Here is a 17,486-nt window from a genome sequence, read left to right on the forward strand (position 1 = left end):
CCGCATGCGCAAACGCCATGAAATGCTTGTAGTTCAATAAAAATGCCGGTCAGTTGATTGCTGACCGGCATGGTGGCGTGGCGGACCCTTGCAGGCAGGCCAAGCTGCTTATTCCTTGATGTCGACCCCGTAGAAGTTGTGCCGGCCGAACGGCGAGTTCTTGAAGTCAATCACGTTCTTGCGCACCGGCTTGATCTGCACTGCATGGGCAATGGTGAACCAGGGCGCCTGCTCCTTGAAAATCACCTGCGCCTGCTGGTACAGCTTGGTGCGTTCGGCGGTACTGGTCACGGTCTTGGCTTTCAACACCACGTCTTCGTAAGGCTGGTAGCAAAACTTGGCAATGTTGCTGCCGCTGACCGACTGCGCCGAAGCGCAGCCGAGCAGCGTGTACAAAAAGTTGTCCGGGTCGCCGTTGTCGCCGGTCCAGCCCAGCATGCCCATCTGGTGTTCGCCCGCCTGCATCCGCTTGCGGTATTCGCCCCATTCAAAGCTCTTGATCTCGGCCTTGACGCCGACCTTGACCAGGTCGGCCTGCATCAACTCGGCAATCCGCTTGGCATTCGGGTTGTACGGGCGCTGCACCGGCATGGCCCACAAGTCGGTGGCGAATCCGTCCGGGTAGCCCGCCGCCGCCAGCAGTTTCTTGGCAGCGTCGGGGTTGTACTCGTCATCCTTGATGGCGTCGTTGTAGGACCACATGGACGGCGGAATCGGGTTCTTGGCGACGATGCCGGTGCCCAGGTAAACGCCGTCCACAATGGCCTTCTTGTTGATCGCCATGTTGATGGCCTTGCGCACACGCACGTCGTCGAACGGCTTTTTGGTGGTGTTGTAGGCCAGGTAGCCGACGTTCAGGCCCGGCTGCTCCAGCACCTGCACATTCGGGTCCTTGCGAATCGCCTCCAGATCGGCCGGGTTGGGGTAGGGCATGACGTGGCATTCGCCTTTTTGAAGCTTGGCCCAGCGCACCGAAGCATCGGGCGTGATCGAGTACACCAGGTCGTCGATCTTGGCCTTGCCGGCCCAATGGTGGGCAAAGGCCTTGTAGCGGATGACCGCGTCCTTCTGGTACTGCAGCAGCGAAAACGGGCCGGTGCCGATCGGGTCCTGGTCGATTTTTTCCGGTGTGCCGGCTTTGAGCATGGCGTCGGCATATTCCTTCGACTGGACGGCCGCGTACGGCATGGCCAGATTGGCCAGGAAAGGGGCTTCGGGCTTGTTCAGCGTGATCTTGACGGTGTAGTCATCGACCTTTTGCACCGATGTCAGCAGCTTGGGCATGCCCATGTCGCTGAAATAGGAGTGGTTGGGGCTGGTGACCCTGAAAAACGGGTTGTCTTCTTTCCACTGGCGCTCGAACATGAACAGCACGTCGTCGGCGTTGAAGTCACGCGTCGGCTTGAAGCTTTTGCTGGTGTTGTGCCATTTCACGCCCTTGCGCAGGTGAAAGGTGTATTCCTTGCCGTCGGCTGAAATGTCCCACTTCTCGGCCAGGCCCGGCACCACCTTGGTGCCGCCACGCTCAAACTCGACGATTCGGTTGTAGATGGGTTCGTTGGCATCAAACGAAGTGCCGGTCGTGTTCACGCCGGGGTAGAAATTTTCCGGGCTGCCTTCGGAGCAAAACACCAGCGTTTTGGCCGATACCGGTGAAAGCGCCAGCAGTGCGGGCAGGGCAAGCGCGCACAGCAAGGCGCGCTGCGCCGGACGCAGCCGACTTGCAAATGGTGGGTTCTGGTTCATCTGACGACTTCCTTCTGGGTTGATGCTGCAGGGCAGCGGGCTGGCCTTTTGACAACAAAAAGCGACTTTGAACACGGGCTGGCAAGGCATGGACTCTAGGTTCAGGCTGCCAGAAAATCTTCGGCATAGTGGCAGGCGACCATCCTGCCCGCCACCTCGCGCAGGGCCGGCCTTTCGGCGCGGCAGCGCTCGGTCACATGCGGGCAGCGGGTGGAAAACACGCAGCCCTTCGGTGGATTGAGCGGCGACGGCAACTCGCCCTTCAGAACGATGCGATGCCGGATGGCACTGCTGCCGGCCAGGCCGGGCGTGGAGGCCAGCAGGGCCTGGGTGTAAGGATGCAGCGGCTGTGTAAACAGCGCGGTTTTTTCGCCTTGCTCGACGACATGGCCCAGGTACATCACCAGCACGTCGTGGGCAATATGACGCACGACGCCCAGGTCATGCGAGATGAACAGGTAGGCCAGCCCCATCGACTGCTGCAGGTCGGCCAGCAGGTTGAGCACCTGCGCCTGGATCGACACGTCCAGCGCCGACACCGGTTCGTCGGCCACCACCAGCGCCGGGTTCAGCATCAACGCGCGGGCAATGGCGATGCGCTGGCGCTGCCCGCCGGAGAACATGTGCGGATAGCGGTCGTAATGCTCGGGCCGCAGACCCACCAGGGCCAGCATGGCGCGGGCCTTTTCAGCGCGTTCACGCGCCGTCAGGGGCGTATTGATTTCCAGCGGTGCTTCCAGAATGGCGCCGATTTTCTTGCGCGGGTTGAGTGATCCATACGGGTTCTGGAACACCAGTTGCACCGCTTTGCGCAGCTTCAGGCGCTGTTCTTCGGGCCCGTTCACCGCATCGACGCCGGTGATGTTCAGCGCGCCGCTGCTGGGGGTTTCGATGAGCGACACCATGCGCGCCAGCGTTGATTTGCCGCAGCCCGATTCGCCGACGACGGCCAGCGTCTTGCCGGCATGCACGGTAAACGACACGCCGCTGACCGCCTGAAGGTGGTCAGGCTTGACCATGAAGCCGCGCCGGATTTCATAGACGCGCTTCAGGTTGGTGGCTTCCACCACAGGTGTGGTTGCGAGGGAGGCGCTGCTCATCGTGCGGTTTCCGGCAACGGGTTGTCCTGGGCCATGGCGATTTCCCGGTCGGGGTCGCCCAGGGGGTAATGGCAGCGCACCATCCCGTCCTGCCAGGCGCGCAATGCCGGGCGCACCATGCGTGAATGCTCGGTGGCGTAGGCGCAGCGCGGTGCAAACAGGCAGCCGGACGGCCGGTCATAGAGGCCGGGCACCATGCCGGGAATGGTTGCCAGGCGCACGCTGCCGTCGCTGCGCTCGGGCAGGGCGGCCAGCAGCGCCTCGGTGTAGGGGTGCTGGGGTGTGTTGAACAGGGCGTGGGCGCTTTGCTCTTCCATGATCTGGCCGGCATACATGACGGCCACGCGCTGCGCCATCTCGGACACCACGCCCATGTTGTGGGTGATCAGCACCAGCGCCATGCCACGTTCCTTTTGCAGGCTGCGCAGCAGGTCGAGGATTTGCGCCTGGATGGTCACGTCGAGCGCGGTGGTCGGCTCGTCGGCAATCAACAGGCGCGGGTTGCAGGCAATCGCCATCGCAATCATCACGCGCTGGTTCATGCCGCCCGACAGCTGGTGCGGATAGGCCTTGAGCCGGCTTTCCGGCGCCGGAATGCCGACTTGCTCCAGCAACCCGATCGCCTGGCGCGTGGCGGCCTTGCGGTCCAGGCCCAGATGCAGCCGAAGGGTCTCGGTGATTTGAAAGCCCACGGTGAAGCACGGGTTCAGGCTGGTCGTCGGGTCCTGGAAAATCATCGCCACATCCTTGCCGGTGAGCTTGCTGCGCTCGCCGTCCGACAGGGACAACAGGTCGTGGCCGGCAAAGCGCAGCTTGTCGGCGCGCACCCGGCCCGGAAAGGCCACCAGGCCCATCAGCGCCATCATGGTGACGCTTTTGCCGGAGCCGGATTCGCCGACGATGCCCAGGACTTCGCCTTCTTCCAGCGACAGGCTGACGCCGTCGACCGCATGCATCACGCCGTTTTGCGAGGGGAACTCGACCGACAGGTTTTCTATTTCAAGCAGGGCCATGATTAAATCCTCCCCCTTCTCGGCTCACTGCGTGTCGCCGGATCCCCCCGCTGGGGGCAACAGCTGTGGCTTGGCAAAGCCAGTTCCGCGCTGTTACTTGCGAAGAGGTTGATCGGGTGTGTGTCGCTCGTTTTCATCGTTTGAGCTTAGGGTCAAAGGCATCGCGCAGTCCGTCGCCCAGCAAATTAAAAGCCAGCACAGTGATCAGGATGGCCAGCCCGGGAAAGGTCACGACCCACCAGGCGCGCAGCACGAATTCGCGCGCATCGGCCAGCATGGTGCCCCATTCCGGTGAAGGCGGCTGCGCGCCCAAGCCCAGGAACCCAAGCGCCGCCGCGTCGAGAATGGCGGTGGACACGCCGAGCGACGCCTGCACGATCAGCGGCGCGGTGCAATTCGGCAAGATTTCGCTGAACATCAGCCGCATCCGGCCAGCGCCGCTCATGCGGGCTGCGGTGACGTAGTCGCGGGATGTTTCGGCAATCACCGCCGCGCGGGTGATGCGCACGTAATGCGGCAGCACCACGATGGCCACGGCCAGCATGGCATTCATCAGGCCAGGGCCCAGGATGGCCACGATGACGATGGCCAGCAGCAGGCTGGGCAGGGTCAGGATGATGTCCATCAGGCGCATGATGGCAATTTCAAAAATGCCCCGGAAAAATCCGGCCAGCAGCCCCAGCACGGTGCCCACCACCACCGATATGGCCACCACGGCCAGGCCGATGACCAGCGACAGCCGCGCACCGTACATCAGACGCGACAGGATGTCGCGGCCGATGGCGTCGGTGCCCAGGGGGTAGGACCAGGAGCCGCCCGCCTGCCAGGCGGGCGGCTTCAGGAACACGGCGCTGTCAGTGACATTGGGCGAATGCGGTGCCAGCCAAGGCGCAAACAAGGCCACCAGCAGCACCGTCACGACGATGGCCAGGCCCATCACGGCACCACGGTTGGCGCTGAAATAGCTCCAGAATTCGCGCAGCGGATGGGCTGGCGCAGGTGCGCTGGAAAGCTTCGTTTTTAAGATGGCCGTGCTCATCGCTGGTGCCTGATGCGCGGATTGATGATGCCGTAGGTGATGTCCACCAGCAGATTGACGGCCATGACGATGGCGCCCAACAGCAGGATGCCGCCCTGCAGTACCGGATAGTCGCGCCGGCTGATGGCTTCAATCAGCCATTTTCCGACGCCTGGCCAGGAAAAAATGGTTTCGGTCAGGATGGCGCCCGTGAACAGCACGCCAACCTGCAGGCCGATCACGGTGATCACCGGGATCAAGGCATTGCGCAGGGCATGAACGGCCACCACGCGCAGGTTGGACAGGCCCTTGGCGCGGGCGGTACGGATGTAGTCCTCGCCGAGCACTTCAAGCATCGCCGAGCGCGTCATGCGCGCGATGACGGCCAGCGGATTGGTCCCCAGCACGATTGTCGGCAGGATCAGGTGCGAGACCGCTGACCAGAAGGCGCCCTTGTCGTCCGACAGCAGCGAGTCGATCAGCAGGAAGCCGGTGGTCGGCTCGATGTAGTACTGAACCGACATGCGGCCCGACACCGGCGTCCAGCCCAGCTGGACGGAAAACAGCAGGATCAGCAGCAGCCCCCACCAGAAAATCGGCATCGAATAACCCGTCAGGGATATGCCCATCACGCCGTGGTCAAGGATGGAGTTTCGCTTGACGGCCGCAAGAATGCCCGCCGGAATGCCGATCAGCAGCGCGAAAATAATCGCGCAAACGGCCAGTTCGATCGTGGCCGGAAACAGCGTCATGAATTCGCTGAGGACCGGTTCCTGCGTGATCAGCGACTTGCCGAGGTCGCCCTTGAGCACCCGGCCGATATAGATGCCGTACTGCACCAGCACCGGCTTGTCGAGGCCGAACTCCTTGAGCAGTTGCGCATGGCGCGCCGGATCAATGCCGCGCTCGCCGGCCATGGTTTCAATCGGGTCTCCCGGCACCATGCGGATCAGGAAAAAAGCCAGCAGCGTCATGCCCAGGAAGGTGGGAATGATCAGGCTCAGGCGGGTAAAGACAAAGCGCAGCATGGTTGCGAAAGAGGGGCAAGGTAAGTCATGACAAGACGGGCCAGCAACGGGTTGCAGTGACTGGAAAATAACGGGCGCAACAGGCTGTCAAAGAATGCCTTGGCCCCGGAGCGCCTCAGGTATTGCAGCGTAGCAATAATTAAGCCCATAACTTTTTTATCTTATCGATTAATTTGGGGGCTTGACTCATTTTCCCCCGCCATTTCTCCTTGTTTACCCTATCCGCCAGAGTGAAGCTGTCGCGTTGACGGTGACCCGTGAGCCATGGTGAGCATGCAGATCATCTGGAAAGCAGGCACAAAAAAAGCCGCTGAATGGCGGCTTTTGAGGGAATCGGTGAGTAGCCTTTTACTTGACGTGCTTGCCGATCAGACCCGCCATTTCGAACATGGACACTTGCGGCTTGCCGAAAACAGCCAGTAGTTTTTTGTCTGCGTTGATCATGCGCTTGTTGGCCTGGTCCTGGAGGTTGTTGGCCTTGATGTAGACCCACAGCTTGCTGACAATTTCAGTGCGCGGCAAAGGCTTGTCGCCCACCACGGCGGACAGCTCGGGGCTCAGGGTCAGCGCTTTCATGAAAGCCGGATTCGGGGTGCGCTTCTTGGCTGGCGCAGCGACTTTCTTTGCCGCCGGTTTGGCAGTTACAGCCTCCTTGGCAGGGCTGGTTTTTTTAGCGGCAGCCGTTTTGGCAGGCGCCGCTTTTTTTGCAGCGACAGTTTTTTCTGGAGCCGCTTTTTTTGCTGGCGCTTTTGTTGCAGTTGCCATGATTGATTCCTTCTAGACAGTTGACAGATCGCCACCCGAAGAACGACTTCTCCGTGGCTTAGCGCATGCTACTGGAGAAAATCCGGTTTGAAAGCGGGAAAACACTTTATTTCCGGCCTCATGTGGAAGATTTACCCCTGAAAATCAAAAAATCAATGCCTGAGTGCCGGGTTGAGCCCAATGCGGTGGCGCAGATGACCGGAAAACCCTTCAATATCTTGCTGAAAGCGAACCTGAAATGACCCGACCTCCTTCCCCTGCCTTTGCGACATGTGATCTTTGCGATGTTCATAAAAACGACGTTTCAGGTCAATTCCGGGTCCTGCCGCCAGTGTTCAGGAACTTCGGCGGCATCGCCAGGTTCAGCGGGCCGGTGTCAACGGTCAAATGTTTTGAAGACAATTCACTGGTCAAGGCTGCGGTGGACTCGCCCGGCGAAGGCCGGGTACTGGTGGTCGATGGCGGCGCTTCGCTGCGCCGTGCGCTGGTTGGCGGAAACCTGGGCGCTGCTGCGGCCAGAAATGGCTGGGCCGGCGTCGTGGTGGATGGCTGCGTGCGCGATGTCAGCGAACTTGCACGGTGCGGCACCGGCATTCGCGCCTTGGCCGCCATGCCTCTTCCCACTGAAAAAAGGCAGCAAGGGCAACGGGACGTTGCGGTGCAGGTTCAGGGTGTTTGGATTTGTCCGGGCGACTGGCTGTATGCCGATGAGGATGGCATGGTTGTGATGGCGTTGCCGTTGCCGCTCAAGGCATGAGAAGCGTAATCCGCAGGCCTAGCTGCTCAGTCCCTTGTAGAGCATGTAAGCAGCAAGAAGATAAAGGATGCTGGCGAACACCCGCTTGAGTTTGCCGACCGGAATGTTGTGCGCTGCCCTGGCCCCCAGTGGTGCGGTCAGGAAACTGCACGTGGCGACCACGGCCAGCGCCGGCAGCCAGATATAGCCCAGAGAACCTTCGGGCAGGTTCTGCACGGTTTGCCCGCTGATGGCGTAGCCCAGCACATTGGCAAGGGCAATCGGAAAACCCAGCGCTGCCGAGGTGGCGACCGCATTGTGGATGGCAACATTACACCAGGTCATGAAAGGCACGCTGATGAACCCGCCGCCTGCGCCCACCAGGCCCGACAGGAAGCCAATAAAGCCACCCGCAGCCAACTGGCCGCCAGTCCCCGGCATCTGGCGCGTTGGCTTGGGTTTTTTGTCAAGGAACATCTGGGTGGCGGAAAAACTCACGAACACGCCAAAAAAAATTGCCAGGTATGACCCCTTGAGCAGGGCAAAGACGCCCAGACTGCCGATGACGCTGCCTGCCACGATGCCCGGCGCCAGCCGTCTGACGATGTCCCAGCGCACGGCGCCGCGTTTGTGGTGCGCTCGTACGCTCGAAAGAGACGTGAAAATGATGGTAGCCATGGAAGTGGCAATGGCCATTTTTACCGCCAAGTCAGCGGAAACCCCGCGATTGGCCAGGATGATGGTGATGAAAGGCACCATCAGCATGCCGCCCCCGATGCCGAGCAGGCCCGCAAGAAAGCCTGTTCCCACGCCGAGCACGGCGAGTTCAACGATCAGCAAGGGTTCGAGAATCATGAGCGGCAACGTTGGACATCAGGACGGTCACCGCATTCCTCCCGGAACGGCGATGGTCGAAGCGAGAAGATGAATTAGAAGAATTAGGTGTCTGCGAATGCCACCGGACCGTCATCCTGAACCGGGGTTCAGGTGGGCGAGGGCAGTCAGGCTTCGGGTTCGTCTGACGCGAGACGATCACACCTGTCTGACAATTTACCAAGCCCGTGCTCGTGGAGCATTGGTTCAAGGAAATGTAAAGCCCGGCGCGCACCGCAGACAAATCGATTGTAGGCCCATACGGCGAATCGGTTGCCGGGCGAAAGTTTGAAAAGATCAAGCCATGAAATTTGGGCTGGCCAGCGCAGCTTCCAGCTTTTGAAGCAGAGACTGCAGTTGCGCCCGGGATGCTTCGCTGGCGTCATCGGCGGCATCGGCCCGCAGGTCCGGCGTCTGCAGGACAGGCTCCGGCGGTGCGGGCGCAGGCTCCAGCAACTGGTAGGCCAGATTCAGCGCCGCCAGAACGGCAATCCGGTCGCGTGCCTTCACTTTGCCGGCATCACGGATCTTGCACATGGCCGAATCCACGGTCTCAACCGCCTCCAGCAGGCGGGTTTCGCTGTTTTCCGGGCAGCCCAGCATGTAGTTCTGACCCATGATCTGTACTTCTAGCTGTTTCATCGCGCAGGGTCCACAAAGGGGTTGACAACGGAGTCGGTGGTTTCGGGCAAGCGCTCGATCAGTGCATCCACGCGGGCACGGGCAGCGCTGAGCCGGGACCTGAGCGAATCCCGCTCGTATGACAAGGCAGTGACCTGTTCGCCCAGCTGGGCGTTGGTGCGCTGCAATTCTTCGTAGCGCAGCAAAAGCTGCTCGACGCGTTCGGTAATTTGGTCGATGGGATCGATAGGGTGTTGGTTCGGCATGGCACTTGCGATTGTAGGGTCAGGCGTATTTTGCCGCGTAGAATGCCCGCTGTTGGTGCTCGCCGCATGGTTCACATGCTGCAGTTCAACGGGAAGCAGGGGGAAGTCAACGCCATGCGCGCCGGGTCAACCGGTTTGCCAAGCGCTGCGACCTCTAACCTGCGCTGCCCCCGCAACGGTAAACGGACGAATGCAGCGCCCTGAGCAAGTCAGTGCCGCATTCAGTTTTCATCATGAGTCACTGAGCGTTTTGAACACGCGCTTGGGAAGGCGATGAAAGCAGTTCCGCGAGCCCGGATACCGGCCAACAAGGTGGACGTGCACGTTTTTTTTAAAGAACTCGCGCGCTCGTAACGCTCATGCACTGGCGGGGAAGCCGGTGAGAGCATTTTGTTGATAGTTTGATCCCATGAAAATCTGTATTTCCAACGTGCGCCTGGCCGCGCTGCCTCTGGCCTTGGCTGCTGTATTTCCGTCTTTTTCGCAAATGCGGCCTGCGCCGCAACTCAGGGAAATGGTGGTCACCGCCACTCGCGCGGCGCAACCCCTGTCCGATCTGGTAGCTGATGTGTCCATCGTTGACCGTGCCATGATTGAGCGCAGTGGCGCTACCGGCGTCGCCGATTTGCTGGCGCGTTTGCCTGGCATCGAGATCAATCGCAATGGCGGCGTGGGGGGAACCACCAGCGTGTTCTCGCGTGGCGGCAACTCGCATCACACGGCCGTGTACCTGGACGGCGTGCGCCTGGACACGCAGTCCGGCAGCGGCGGCGCGGCGTGGGAGAGCATTCCGCTGGCGCAAATTGATCGGATTGAAGTGCTGCGCGGCCCTGCGGCGGCAGTTTATGGCTCGGACGCCATCAACGGCGTGATTCAACTGTTTACCCGCAAGGGCCAAGGGCCAGCCACCCCTTATGTCGGCGTGGCCGCCGGTAGCCATGGTTTACGCAAGCTTGATGCAGGTATCAGCGGGTCTGTAGGCGTCGACGGAGCGTTCGACTATTCGCTCGGCCTGGCCCATGAAGCCAGCGATGGGTATGACGCGCAGCCGCAGCGTTTGCGCATCCCCGGCGACTTTTCAACTACTCCGCCCGGCGACGGCCTGCGCAACCCCGATAAAGACGGCTATCGCAGCACCTCTGCCAACGCACGGCTGGGTTATCAGGTCAATCGCGCACATCGTCTGGACGCTACGCTGCTGGCCAGCGACCTGAAAGCGCATTACGACGACTTCAGCCATGATCCGGCAGTCCCGGTAGATGACCTGGCCCATACCAAGTTGCGTGCCGTGGGGCTCAACTGGAGTGCTCAGTGGAGCGATTCCTACAGCACCCGGCTGAGCTTGACCGACTCCTACAACGGTTATGAAACCACGCCCTCAAGTTACCTGACCACGACCACTTTGCGCGGTTACCTGTTCCAGAACGAACTGCGTTTCGGTCCGCATCTGGTCACGGCCGCACTGGAGCGCCGGGAAGACGAACTGGAAAACAGCGACGTTGGCGCCACCCGCACCCGCACGCAAAACGCCGTTGCGCTGGGCTACGGTTTGGTCCAGGGAAGCCATACCGTGCAACTCAATGTCCGACACGACGACGACAGCGGCTTTGGCGGCAAAAGCACTGGCAGTGCGGCCTACGGGCTTGCGATCACGCCCAAACTTCGCTTGACCGCTTCAGCCGGAACCGCCTTTCGCGCGCCCACGCTGTACCAGCGTTTCAGTGAATACGGCGTGAGCAGCCTGCAACCGGAGACCAGCCGCAACCTGGAAGCCGGCCTGCGCTTCAGCGAGGGCGCCAATAGCCTGGGGCTTGTGGCTTACCGCAACAAGGTGCGCAACCTGATCACTTTTGTCGATCAACCAGGCGCTTGCCTCTCGCCTTTTGGCTGCTACGACAGCGTGGCGCGAGCCGAATACAAAGGCATCACCGTATCGGGCAGCTATGCCTTGAGCGGCGTGAAACTGGGCGCTTCGGCTGACTTCCAGAATCCCACGGATAAGGACACCGGCAAACAACTGGCCCGCCGCTCCAAACGGCACGGTACATTGACCGCCGATACCCGCGTGGGAAGTTGGTTGCTAGGCGCCGAGGCCCAGTTCTCGGGCCGGCGCTTTGACAATGCCGCCAACACCAGGACGCTGAGCGGCTACACCTTGCTCAACCTGAGCGCGAGCACACCGCTCTCCAAGGACTGGACCCTGTTGGCGCGCGTGGACAACCTGGCCGACAAACAGTACGAACTGGCCCGGACCTACGCCACCGCAGGGCGCTCGTTTTACGCTGGCGTGAAGTGGTCGCCGAAATAAGCATGGTCTGTTGCCCCGCCATCCTCATCGCCGCCCCGGCCTCCGGCCAGGGCAAGACCACGGTGGCTTGCGCTTTGGCGCGCCTGCATGCGCGGCAGGGCCGGCGGGTGCGCGTCTTCAAGTGCGGTCCCGACTTTCTGGACCCGTACTGGCTGGCGCTGGCCAGCGGCGCGCCGGTGCATCAGCTCGATTTGTGGATGACGGGCGAGGCGGATTGCGCGCAGCGCCTGCATGATGCGGCGCAAGACGCTGACCTCATCATTGTTGAAGGCGTGATGGGGCTGTTTGACGGCCAGCCGAGCGCGGCCGATCTGGCGCAGCGCTTTGGCTTGAAGGTCGTGGCGGTGATTGACGCCAGCGCCATGGCCGGCACCTTTGGCGCGCTGGCCTGGGGCCTGCAGCATTACCGCGAAGGCTTGCGTTTTGCCGGCGTGCTGGCCAACCGGGTGGCCTCGCCTGGCCACGCGGTGATGCTGGAGGACGGCCTGCGCGACCCGGCCCAATGGCTGGGCGCCTTGATGCGCAACGAAGCCTTGACGCTGCCCGAGCGGCACCTGGGCCTGGTCATGGACCATGAACTGGACGATGCCATGCAGCGGCTGGATGTGGCGGCCGATGCGCTGGCGGACACACCGCTGGGGCAGATGAATAGCCATGACCTGCAAGCCTGGGCGGTTGATTTTCAGGGCAGCGATTCAGTGACACGGGACTTTCCCTCTGCGGCCTTGCAGGGCCGGACGATTGCCGTCGCCCGCGATGCAGCCTTTTGTTTTCTTTACGCCGCCAACCTCGACTGCCTGCAGGCCATGGGCGCCGAACTGGCCTATTTTTCACCGCTGGCAGACGATTCACTGCCGGATTGCGACGCGCTCTGGCTGCCCGGCGGCTACCCCGAGCTGCATGCCCAAACGCTGGCCGCCAACGCTCCCATGAAAAACAGCATCGTCACGCATGTCCAGGCCGGCAAACCGGTCTGGGCCGAGTGCGGCGGCATGATGGCCTTGTTTGATGAAATCATCGACACGAACGGCAGCAGCCATCCGGTGTGGGGCGTCCTGCCCGGCAGCGTGACGATGCAAAATCGGCTCGCCGCGCTGGGGCCGCAGCAGCTTGACATGCCGGGCGGCACCCTGCGCGGCCACACGTTCCACTATTCCACCTGCGCCACGTCGCTGCCGGCTGCCAGCCGCACCCAGGCCGCCCCGGGACGCTCCTTGCGCGGCGAAGGCGAGGCGCTGTACGTGTCCGGATCAAAAGGTTCTGTCAAGGCGAGTTATTTCCATGCCTGGTTCGCGTCCAGCCCGGCTGCGGCGGCGCGTTTGTTTTTAAAGGATGACCATGACTGAAGCAGCCAACGGCTGGCGCGCACTGGCCGCCAGCCAAGACACCTCGGCCTATGGTCCGCAGCGCATCGTCTGCCTGACCGAAGAACCCACCGAATGGCTGTACATGCTGGGTGAAGAGCGCCGCATCGTCGGCATCTCGGGCTACACCGTGCGCCCGCCGCGCGCTAGAGAGGAAAAGCCCAAGGTCAGCGCCTACCTGAGCGCCAAGATCGACAAGATTGTTGAGTTGCGGCCCGACTGCGTGATCGGTTTTTCAGACCTGCAGGCCGACATTGCCGCGCAGCTGATTCGCCACGGCATTCAGGTCACCATCTTCAACCAGCGCAGCGTGGCCGAGATCTTTTCGATGATGTACCAGCTCGCCGCCATGGTCGGGCAGGTCGAGCGCGGTTTGGGGCTGATCGGGCAGATGCAGCAGCGGCTGCTCGAAATCGAGCAGGCGGCGCGTTCGCTCAAGCGCCGCCCCCAGGTGTTTTTCGAGGAATGGCACGACCCGCACATCAGCTGCATCGCCTGGGTGTCGGAGCTGGTCGGCATTGCCGGCGGCGATGATTGCTTCCCTGAACTGGCGAAGGAAGCCATGGGCAAGGGGCGCATCATTGCCGACGGACTGGAGATCGTGCAGCGCGCCCCCGACATTATTTTTGGCTCCTGGTGCGGCAAGAAATTCAGGCCCGAGCTGGTCGCCGCCCGGCCTGGCTGGGAGAACGTGCCGGCCATCAAAAACAACCAGCTGTTCGAGATCAAGTCGTCCGAAATCCTGCAGCCCGGCCCGGCCGCGCTGACCGATGGCGTGGAAAAGCTGCACAAATTCATCCTTGGTTGGGATGCAGCACATGGATGAATTGCTGTCCGCCGCCCGCAGCGAGCTGATTTTGGGCGGCCAGAAAAGCGGCAAGTCGCGCCGTGCCGAGTTGCTGGCGCGCAGCTGGCTGGCGCAGTCGCCGGCGCATCAAGCCGTGATGATCGCCACCGCCCAGCCCTGGGACGAGGAAATGCGCGAGCGCATTGCGCGCCACCAGACCGACCGCGCCGAGCGGGTGCCGGGCATGCAAACGGTGGAAGAGCCGCTGGCGCTGGGCCAAACCTTGGCCCGTCATAGTCAGCCGCAAACCCTCGTCGTCGTGGACTGCCTGACGCTGTGGCTGACCAATCTTCTCATGCCGATGGAGAATTCTAAGCAAAATGAGGCCCCAGCGCATACTGCACGGGTGCAGGTAGCTATGGTTTTGAGAGCAATTGAAAACGCCGCTGGCCCGGTCGTCCTGGTCGGCAACGAGATTGGCCTGGGCGTGATTCCGCTTGGGCGCGAAACGCGGGCGTTTGTCGATGCGCTGGGGCGGCTGAACCAGGACGTGGCGCAGGCTTGCCAGCGCGTGACCTTCATGGCGGCCGGCTTGCCGCTCACTCTTAAAGGCACGGCATGAAGAATTTATCTTGCTCCCTCTCCCTCAGGGAGAGGGTTGGGGTGAGGGCCAGCGCGCTTAAAACTTTGACAACAGCTTTCATGCTGCTGCTCTGCCTGGCTGGACTGGCCCCGGCCCACGCCCTGCAACTCACCGATGACAGAGGCGTCAGCGTCACCCTGGCGCAAAGCCCGCAGCGTATCGTCAGCCTGCTGCCGTCGCTGACCGAAACGGTGTGCGCTATGGAGCAGTGCCATCGGCTGGTTGGCATCGACCGCTATTCCAACCATCCGGCCAGCGTCAAAAGCCTGCCAGTGGTGGGGGGCGGACTCGATCCGAACATTGAGGCCATCGTCGCGCTCAAGCCCGACGTGGTGATTCTGGCTACCTCGTCGCGCGCCAGCCAACGCCTGGAATCGCTGGGCATCAAGGTGGTGGCGCTGGAGCCCAAAAGCCATGCCGACGTGCAGCGCGTGCTGAAAAAGATAGGCGTGCTGCTCGACATTCCGCCAGCGCAGGGCGCGGACCGCCTTTGGCGAATCATCGACGCCAGCGTCTCGGCGGCGGCGCAATCCATACCGCCTCAGGCAAGAAACACCCGCGTCTATTTTGAAGTCAGCCGGGGGCCGTATGCCGCCGGCGAAGCGTCGTTCATTGGCGAGACCCTGACGCGGCTGGGCGTGAAAAACATCATTCCTGCGTCGCTGGGACCGTTTCCCCGCATCAACCCGGAATTCGTGGTGCGCGCCAACCCGGACCTGATCATGGTCGGCAGCCGCAGCATGCAGGCCATGGCGACCTATCCGGGCTGGTCCAGCATCAAGGCGGTCAAACAGCAGCGCATCTGCGTTTACGGTGTGGACGAGTCCGACGTGGTGGTGCGCCCCGGCCCGCGCATGGCCGAAGCGGCACGCATCATGGCCAACTGCATCGCGGGCAAGGCTGGGGCCGGATGAGCCCCAGCTTTACCCGCCAGCACCGCAAGGCGTTCTGGCTGGCCATCGGCCTGGCGGTAGCGTCGGCCGCCTTGCTGCTGCTGGGCATGAGCGTGGGCAGCACCGGTTTTGACAGTGTGCTGAACATGCAAAACGATGCCCAGGCGCTGCTGATCGTCTCGGAAATCCGACTGCCGCGCACGCTGGGCGCCTGGCTGGCCGGGGCCTTGCTGGGGCTGGCCGGCGCAGTGGCGCAGGGCTTGTTTCGCAATCCGCTGGCCGACCCGTATTTGCTGGGCAGCGCGTCGGGCGCCTCGCTCGGCGTGGCACTGGCGATGGCGCTGTTTGGCGTGTCGCCGCTGGCCACGCACTGGCTGGCGCGCATTGGCCTGACCGGTGCGGCCTTTGTCGGCGCTGTGCTGGCGGTGCTGCTCACGCTGCTGCTGGCCAAAGGCGTGCAGCACACGCTGCGGCTGCTGCTGGCGGGTGTGATTGTGGGCGTGGTGCTGGGCGCCATCACGTCCCTGATCCTGCTGCTCACGCCCGAGATCATGCAGGCCATGCAGTCCTTCATGCTGGGCAGCACCGGCTTTGTCGGCTGGACCGCCTGCGCCATCATGGCGGCAGTGTTTGCCGTGATGATGCTGGCCGCCTGGATGATGAGCCATGCGCTTGACGGGCTGGCGCTGGGCGAATCGACCGCGCACAGCCTGGGGCTGCCGCTGCCGCAGATGCGCGCCGCGCTGGTGGCGGTGCTGGCGCTGGCGACCGGCACGGCGGTGGCGCAAACCGGGCTGATTGCCTTTGTCGGCCTGGCTGCGCCGCATCTGGTGCGCTCGGTGGTCAAGACGACGCATGGCCGGCTGATTGGCCTGGCCAGCCTGATGGGCGCGGTGCTGTTGAGCACCGCCGACATCCTGGCGCGCTGGCTGGTCGCGCCGCAAGAGTTGCCGGTGGGCGTGCTGACCGCCGTGCTGGGCGGCACTTATTTGCTCTGGCTGATGCACCGCAATACCGGGCGGGGGAATGGGCTGTGACAGCTCCGGCTTTCGACCTTGCTATGGATTCAATAGCTGTCAACGCCCGATCCATATGCGCAAAGCTTGGAAATGATAAGGTATTGCACGGTATTTCGCTGGCTTTGCCCCGGGCCCGGTGGACCAGCATCGTCGGTCCCAACGGTGCGGGCAAATCAACCCTGCTCAGGGTGCTGGCCGGGCTGCTGCCGCACAGCGGCAATGTCACCTTGCTGGGTCAGCCAATGGCCGCGATGCGCGGGCGCGACCGGGCGCAACAGTTGTCGTGGCTGGGCCAGAACGAAAGCTCAGCCGACGACCTGACGGTATACGACGTGGCCATGCTGGGCCGCCTGCCGCACCAGGCCTGGCTGGCGCCACCCAGCGCCGCTGACCATGCTGCCGTCGAGCGTGCCTTGCGGGCGACTCAAGCCTGGGACTGGTGTGGCCGGCCGCTTGGGCAGTTGTCGGGCGGCGAGCGCCAGCGTGTGCTGCTGGCACGCGCGCTGGCGGTTGAGGCCGAGGTGCTGCTGATGGACGAACCGCTGGCCAACCTCGACCCGCCGCACCAGGCCGACTGGCTGCTGATGGTGCGCAACTTGGTCGCCAGCGGCAAGACCGTGGTCAGCGTGCTGCACGAAATCTCGTTCGCGCTGCAGGCCGACGAGCTGGTGGTGATGGACAAAGGCTGCGTCACGCACCACGGTGCCTGCGCTGACGCCGCCACGCACCGTGCGCTTGAAGAGGTGTTTGACCAGCGAATCACCGTGCATCGCTTGGCCGGTCAATGGCTGGCTTTGCCCCGAATCTAGTTTTACATCATGCTCAACGAAGCCGCCGCGCACCTTGCGAACCTGATTGTCAGAAAAAATCAATTTTCGGGTGCTAAACTAAAAATGAATTTCAGGTGGCCTGCAACCTTCGGTTTGCAGGCTTAAACGGGAAGTCGGTGCGCACGGGTTATTCAACAACCCATGCCATTCCGACGCTGCCCTCGCAACGGTAAACGAGTCAAAGCCAGATCCATCACCACTGTGCCAACGCATGGGAAGGGGGTCCGGCAAACAAGCTTTGTGCTTGTTCACTCGTGAGTCCGGAGACCGGCCTGATTTTTTGCGCGTGATCTTGCGATGGGCAAGGGTCAGCAGGCGACAGTCCACAGCGGTTTCGGGCATTTTTGCACCGGCATCCGTTGCTCTTGCGGCTTCGCCTTCTTTCTCTTTTCCTCCTCCCTTCGCTTGATCACACCCATTTAATCTGTCGCGCGATGGGCGTGGAGGAGACGATATGTTGAGGCAACGCTTTTCAG

Annotated in this window: 18 protein-coding genes, 1 other RNA gene and 2 riboswitches; of the genes, 9 read left to right on the forward strand and 10 right to left on the reverse strand. The window is 62.3% G+C overall.

Annotated features, from left to right (window positions below; genetic code table 11):
• Positions 1-108: 108 nt before the first annotated feature.
• From IWX85_RS03705 to IWX85_RS03730, 6 genes are all read right to left on the reverse strand, one after another.
• On the reverse strand, positions 109-1,746 hold the full coding sequence (locus IWX85_RS03705; RefSeq protein ID WP_231379509.1) for an ABC transporter substrate-binding protein: 1,638 nt from the start codon (positions 1,744-1,746) through the stop codon (positions 109-111).
• A 101-nt stretch (positions 1,747-1,847) separates the two neighbouring features.
• Complete coding sequence (locus tag IWX85_RS03710; RefSeq protein ID WP_036811353.1) at positions 1,848-2,846, reverse strand: peptide ABC transporter ATP-binding protein; 999 nt, start codon at positions 2,844-2,846, stop codon at positions 1,848-1,850.
• Positions 2,843-3,859, reverse strand: a complete 1,017-nt coding sequence (locus IWX85_RS03715; protein WP_036811356.1) for an ABC transporter ATP-binding protein — start codon at positions 3,857-3,859, stop codon at positions 2,843-2,845. Before IWX85_RS03715 ends, IWX85_RS03710 begins: the two co-directional genes overlap by 4 nt.
• 133 nt (positions 3,860-3,992) lie before the next feature.
• On the reverse strand, positions 3,993-4,898 hold the full coding sequence (locus IWX85_RS03720; RefSeq protein ID WP_036811359.1) for an ABC transporter permease subunit: 906 nt from the start codon (positions 4,896-4,898) through the stop codon (positions 3,993-3,995).
• A complete protein-coding gene (locus IWX85_RS03725) occupies positions 4,895-5,905 on the reverse strand; it encodes an ABC transporter permease subunit (protein ID WP_036811362.1) in 1,011 nt (336 codons plus the stop codon). The genes IWX85_RS03720 and IWX85_RS03725 overlap by 4 nt, the downstream gene beginning before the upstream one ends.
• Positions 5,906-6,253: 348 nt before the next feature.
• Entirely contained in the window at positions 6,254-6,670 is a 417-nt protein-coding gene (locus IWX85_RS03730; protein WP_081932724.1) for an SWIB/MDM2 domain-containing protein, read from the reverse strand.
• 65 nt (positions 6,671-6,735) lie between these two features.
• Here IWX85_RS03730 and IWX85_RS03735 point away from each other — a divergent pair, with 65 nt between their 5' ends.
• Both IWX85_RS03735 and rraA read left to right on the forward strand, forming a co-directional pair.
• Complete coding sequence (locus IWX85_RS03735) at positions 6,736-6,912, forward strand: hypothetical protein (RefSeq protein WP_196868795.1); 177 nt, start codon at positions 6,736-6,738, stop codon at positions 6,910-6,912.
• Positions 6,909-7,427 (forward strand): ribonuclease E activity regulator RraA, encoded by a 519-nt coding sequence (rraA, locus tag IWX85_RS03740; protein WP_196868796.1) that lies wholly within the window; start codon positions 6,909-6,911, stop codon positions 7,425-7,427. The genes IWX85_RS03735 and rraA overlap by 4 nt, the downstream gene beginning before the upstream one ends.
• A gap of 18 nt (positions 7,428-7,445) precedes the next feature.
• On the opposite strand, the gene IWX85_RS03745 is transcribed toward rraA, so the two are convergent.
• From IWX85_RS03745 to zapB, 4 genes are all read right to left on the reverse strand, one after another.
• Positions 7,446-8,261 (reverse strand): sulfite exporter TauE/SafE family protein, encoded by an 816-nt coding sequence (locus IWX85_RS03745; RefSeq protein WP_036811368.1) that lies wholly within the window; start codon positions 8,259-8,261, stop codon positions 7,446-7,448.
• Positions 8,262-8,345: 84 nt separating this feature from the next.
• Positions 8,346-8,525, reverse strand: a non-coding RNA gene (gene ssrS, locus IWX85_RS03750) — 6S RNA.
• A gap of 51 nt (positions 8,526-8,576) precedes the next feature.
• Positions 8,577-8,921, reverse strand: coding sequence for a cell division protein ZapA (locus IWX85_RS03755; protein ID WP_036811371.1), 345 nt, complete (start codon positions 8,919-8,921; stop codon positions 8,577-8,579).
• A complete protein-coding gene (zapB, locus tag IWX85_RS03760; RefSeq protein ID WP_036811374.1) occupies positions 8,918-9,166 on the reverse strand; it encodes a cell division protein ZapB in 249 nt (82 codons plus the stop codon). The genes IWX85_RS03755 and zapB overlap by 4 nt, the downstream gene beginning before the upstream one ends.
• A 36-nt stretch (positions 9,167-9,202) precedes the next feature.
• Positions 9,203-9,490: riboswitch (cobalamin riboswitch) on the forward strand.
• An 85-nt stretch (positions 9,491-9,575) separates the two neighbouring features.
• Here zapB and IWX85_RS03765 point away from each other — a divergent pair.
• From IWX85_RS03765 to IWX85_RS03795, 7 genes are all read left to right on the forward strand, one after another.
• Positions 9,576-11,474, forward strand: a complete 1,899-nt coding sequence (locus tag IWX85_RS03765) for a TonB-dependent receptor domain-containing protein (RefSeq protein ID WP_196868797.1) — start codon at positions 9,576-9,578, stop codon at positions 11,472-11,474.
• A 2-nt stretch (positions 11,475-11,476) separates the two neighbouring features.
• Positions 11,477-12,820: a cobyrinate a,c-diamide synthase gene (locus tag IWX85_RS03770; protein WP_196868798.1), complete on the forward strand. Its 1,344-nt coding sequence runs from the start codon at positions 11,477-11,479 to the stop codon at positions 12,818-12,820.
• The gene (locus tag IWX85_RS03775) at positions 12,813-13,664 is read left to right on the forward strand and encodes a cobalamin-binding protein (RefSeq protein ID WP_196868799.1); all 852 of its coding nucleotides are present in this window, start codon (positions 12,813-12,815) and stop codon (positions 13,662-13,664) included. The genes IWX85_RS03770 and IWX85_RS03775 overlap by 8 nt, the downstream gene beginning before the upstream one ends.
• A complete protein-coding gene (cobU, locus tag IWX85_RS03780; RefSeq protein WP_196868800.1) occupies positions 13,657-14,247 on the forward strand; it encodes a bifunctional adenosylcobinamide kinase/adenosylcobinamide-phosphate guanylyltransferase in 591 nt (196 codons plus the stop codon). The genes IWX85_RS03775 and cobU overlap by 8 nt, the downstream gene beginning before the upstream one ends.
• 80 nt (positions 14,248-14,327) lie before the next feature.
• Positions 14,328-15,182: an ABC transporter substrate-binding protein gene (locus IWX85_RS03785; protein WP_036811385.1), complete on the forward strand. Its 855-nt coding sequence runs from the start codon at positions 14,328-14,330 to the stop codon at positions 15,180-15,182.
• Positions 15,179-16,198, forward strand: a complete 1,020-nt coding sequence (locus tag IWX85_RS03790) for an iron ABC transporter permease (RefSeq protein WP_196868801.1) — start codon at positions 15,179-15,181, stop codon at positions 16,196-16,198. The genes IWX85_RS03785 and IWX85_RS03790 overlap by 4 nt, the downstream gene beginning before the upstream one ends.
• Positions 16,199-16,221: 23 nt before the next feature.
• Positions 16,222-16,989, forward strand: a complete 768-nt coding sequence (locus IWX85_RS03795) for an ABC transporter ATP-binding protein (protein WP_196868802.1) — start codon at positions 16,222-16,224, stop codon at positions 16,987-16,989.
• Between the two features lie 76 nt (positions 16,990-17,065).
• Positions 17,066-17,301, forward strand: a riboswitch (cobalamin riboswitch).
• Positions 17,302-17,486 lie beyond the last annotated feature (185 nt).

Origin of the sequence: Polaromonas sp. CG_9.11, assembly GCF_015752225.1 — a bacterium.
In the GTDB taxonomy this organism is placed as follows: Bacteria; Pseudomonadota; Gammaproteobacteria; order Burkholderiales; family Burkholderiaceae_C; genus Polaromonas.

Coding starts and splice junctions, on each gene's coding strand:
- IWX85_RS03720 (WP_036811359.1), bottom strand. CDS start 4,898: ATGAGCACGGCCATCTTAAAAACGAAGCTTTCCAGCGCACCTGCGCCA.
- IWX85_RS03790 (WP_196868801.1), top strand. CDS start 15,179: ATGAGCCCCAGCTTTACCCGCCAGCACCGCAAGGCGTTCTGGCTGGCC.
- IWX85_RS03785 (WP_036811385.1), top strand. CDS start 14,328: ATGCTGCTGCTCTGCCTGGCTGGACTGGCCCCGGCCCACGCCCTGCAA.
- IWX85_RS03735 (WP_196868795.1), top strand. CDS start 6,736: ATGCTACTGGAGAAAATCCGGTTTGAAAGCGGGAAAACACTTTATTTC.
- cobU (WP_196868800.1), top strand. CDS start 13,657: ATGGATGAATTGCTGTCCGCCGCCCGCAGCGAGCTGATTTTGGGCGGC.
- IWX85_RS03705 (WP_231379509.1), bottom strand. CDS start 1,746: ATGAACCAGAACCCACCATTTGCAAGTCGGCTGCGTCCGGCGCAGCGC.
- IWX85_RS03710 (WP_036811353.1), bottom strand. CDS start 2,846: ATGAGCAGCGCCTCCCTCGCAACCACACCTGTGGTGGAAGCCACCAAC.
- IWX85_RS03725 (WP_036811362.1), bottom strand. CDS start 5,905: ATGCTGCGCTTTGTCTTTACCCGCCTGAGCCTGATCATTCCCACCTTC.
- IWX85_RS03770 (WP_196868798.1), top strand. CDS start 11,477: ATGGTCTGTTGCCCCGCCATCCTCATCGCCGCCCCGGCCTCCGGCCAG.
- IWX85_RS03775 (WP_196868799.1), top strand. CDS start 12,813: ATGACTGAAGCAGCCAACGGCTGGCGCGCACTGGCCGCCAGCCAAGAC.
- IWX85_RS03715 (WP_036811356.1), bottom strand. CDS start 3,859: ATGGCCCTGCTTGAAATAGAAAACCTGTCGGTCGAGTTCCCCTCGCAA.
- IWX85_RS03745 (WP_036811368.1), bottom strand. CDS start 8,261: ATGATTCTCGAACCCTTGCTGATCGTTGAACTCGCCGTGCTCGGCGTG.
- rraA (WP_196868796.1), top strand. CDS start 6,909: ATGACCCGACCTCCTTCCCCTGCCTTTGCGACATGTGATCTTTGCGAT.
- IWX85_RS03765 (WP_196868797.1), top strand. CDS start 9,576: ATGAAAATCTGTATTTCCAACGTGCGCCTGGCCGCGCTGCCTCTGGCC.
- IWX85_RS03730 (WP_081932724.1), bottom strand. CDS start 6,670: ATGGCAACTGCAACAAAAGCGCCAGCAAAAAAAGCGGCTCCAGAAAAA.
- IWX85_RS03795 (WP_196868802.1), top strand. CDS start 16,222: ATGGATTCAATAGCTGTCAACGCCCGATCCATATGCGCAAAGCTTGGA.
- IWX85_RS03755 (WP_036811371.1), bottom strand. CDS start 8,921: ATGAAACAGCTAGAAGTACAGATCATGGGTCAGAACTACATGCTGGGC.
- zapB (WP_036811374.1), bottom strand. CDS start 9,166: ATGCCGAACCAACACCCTATCGATCCCATCGACCAAATTACCGAACGC.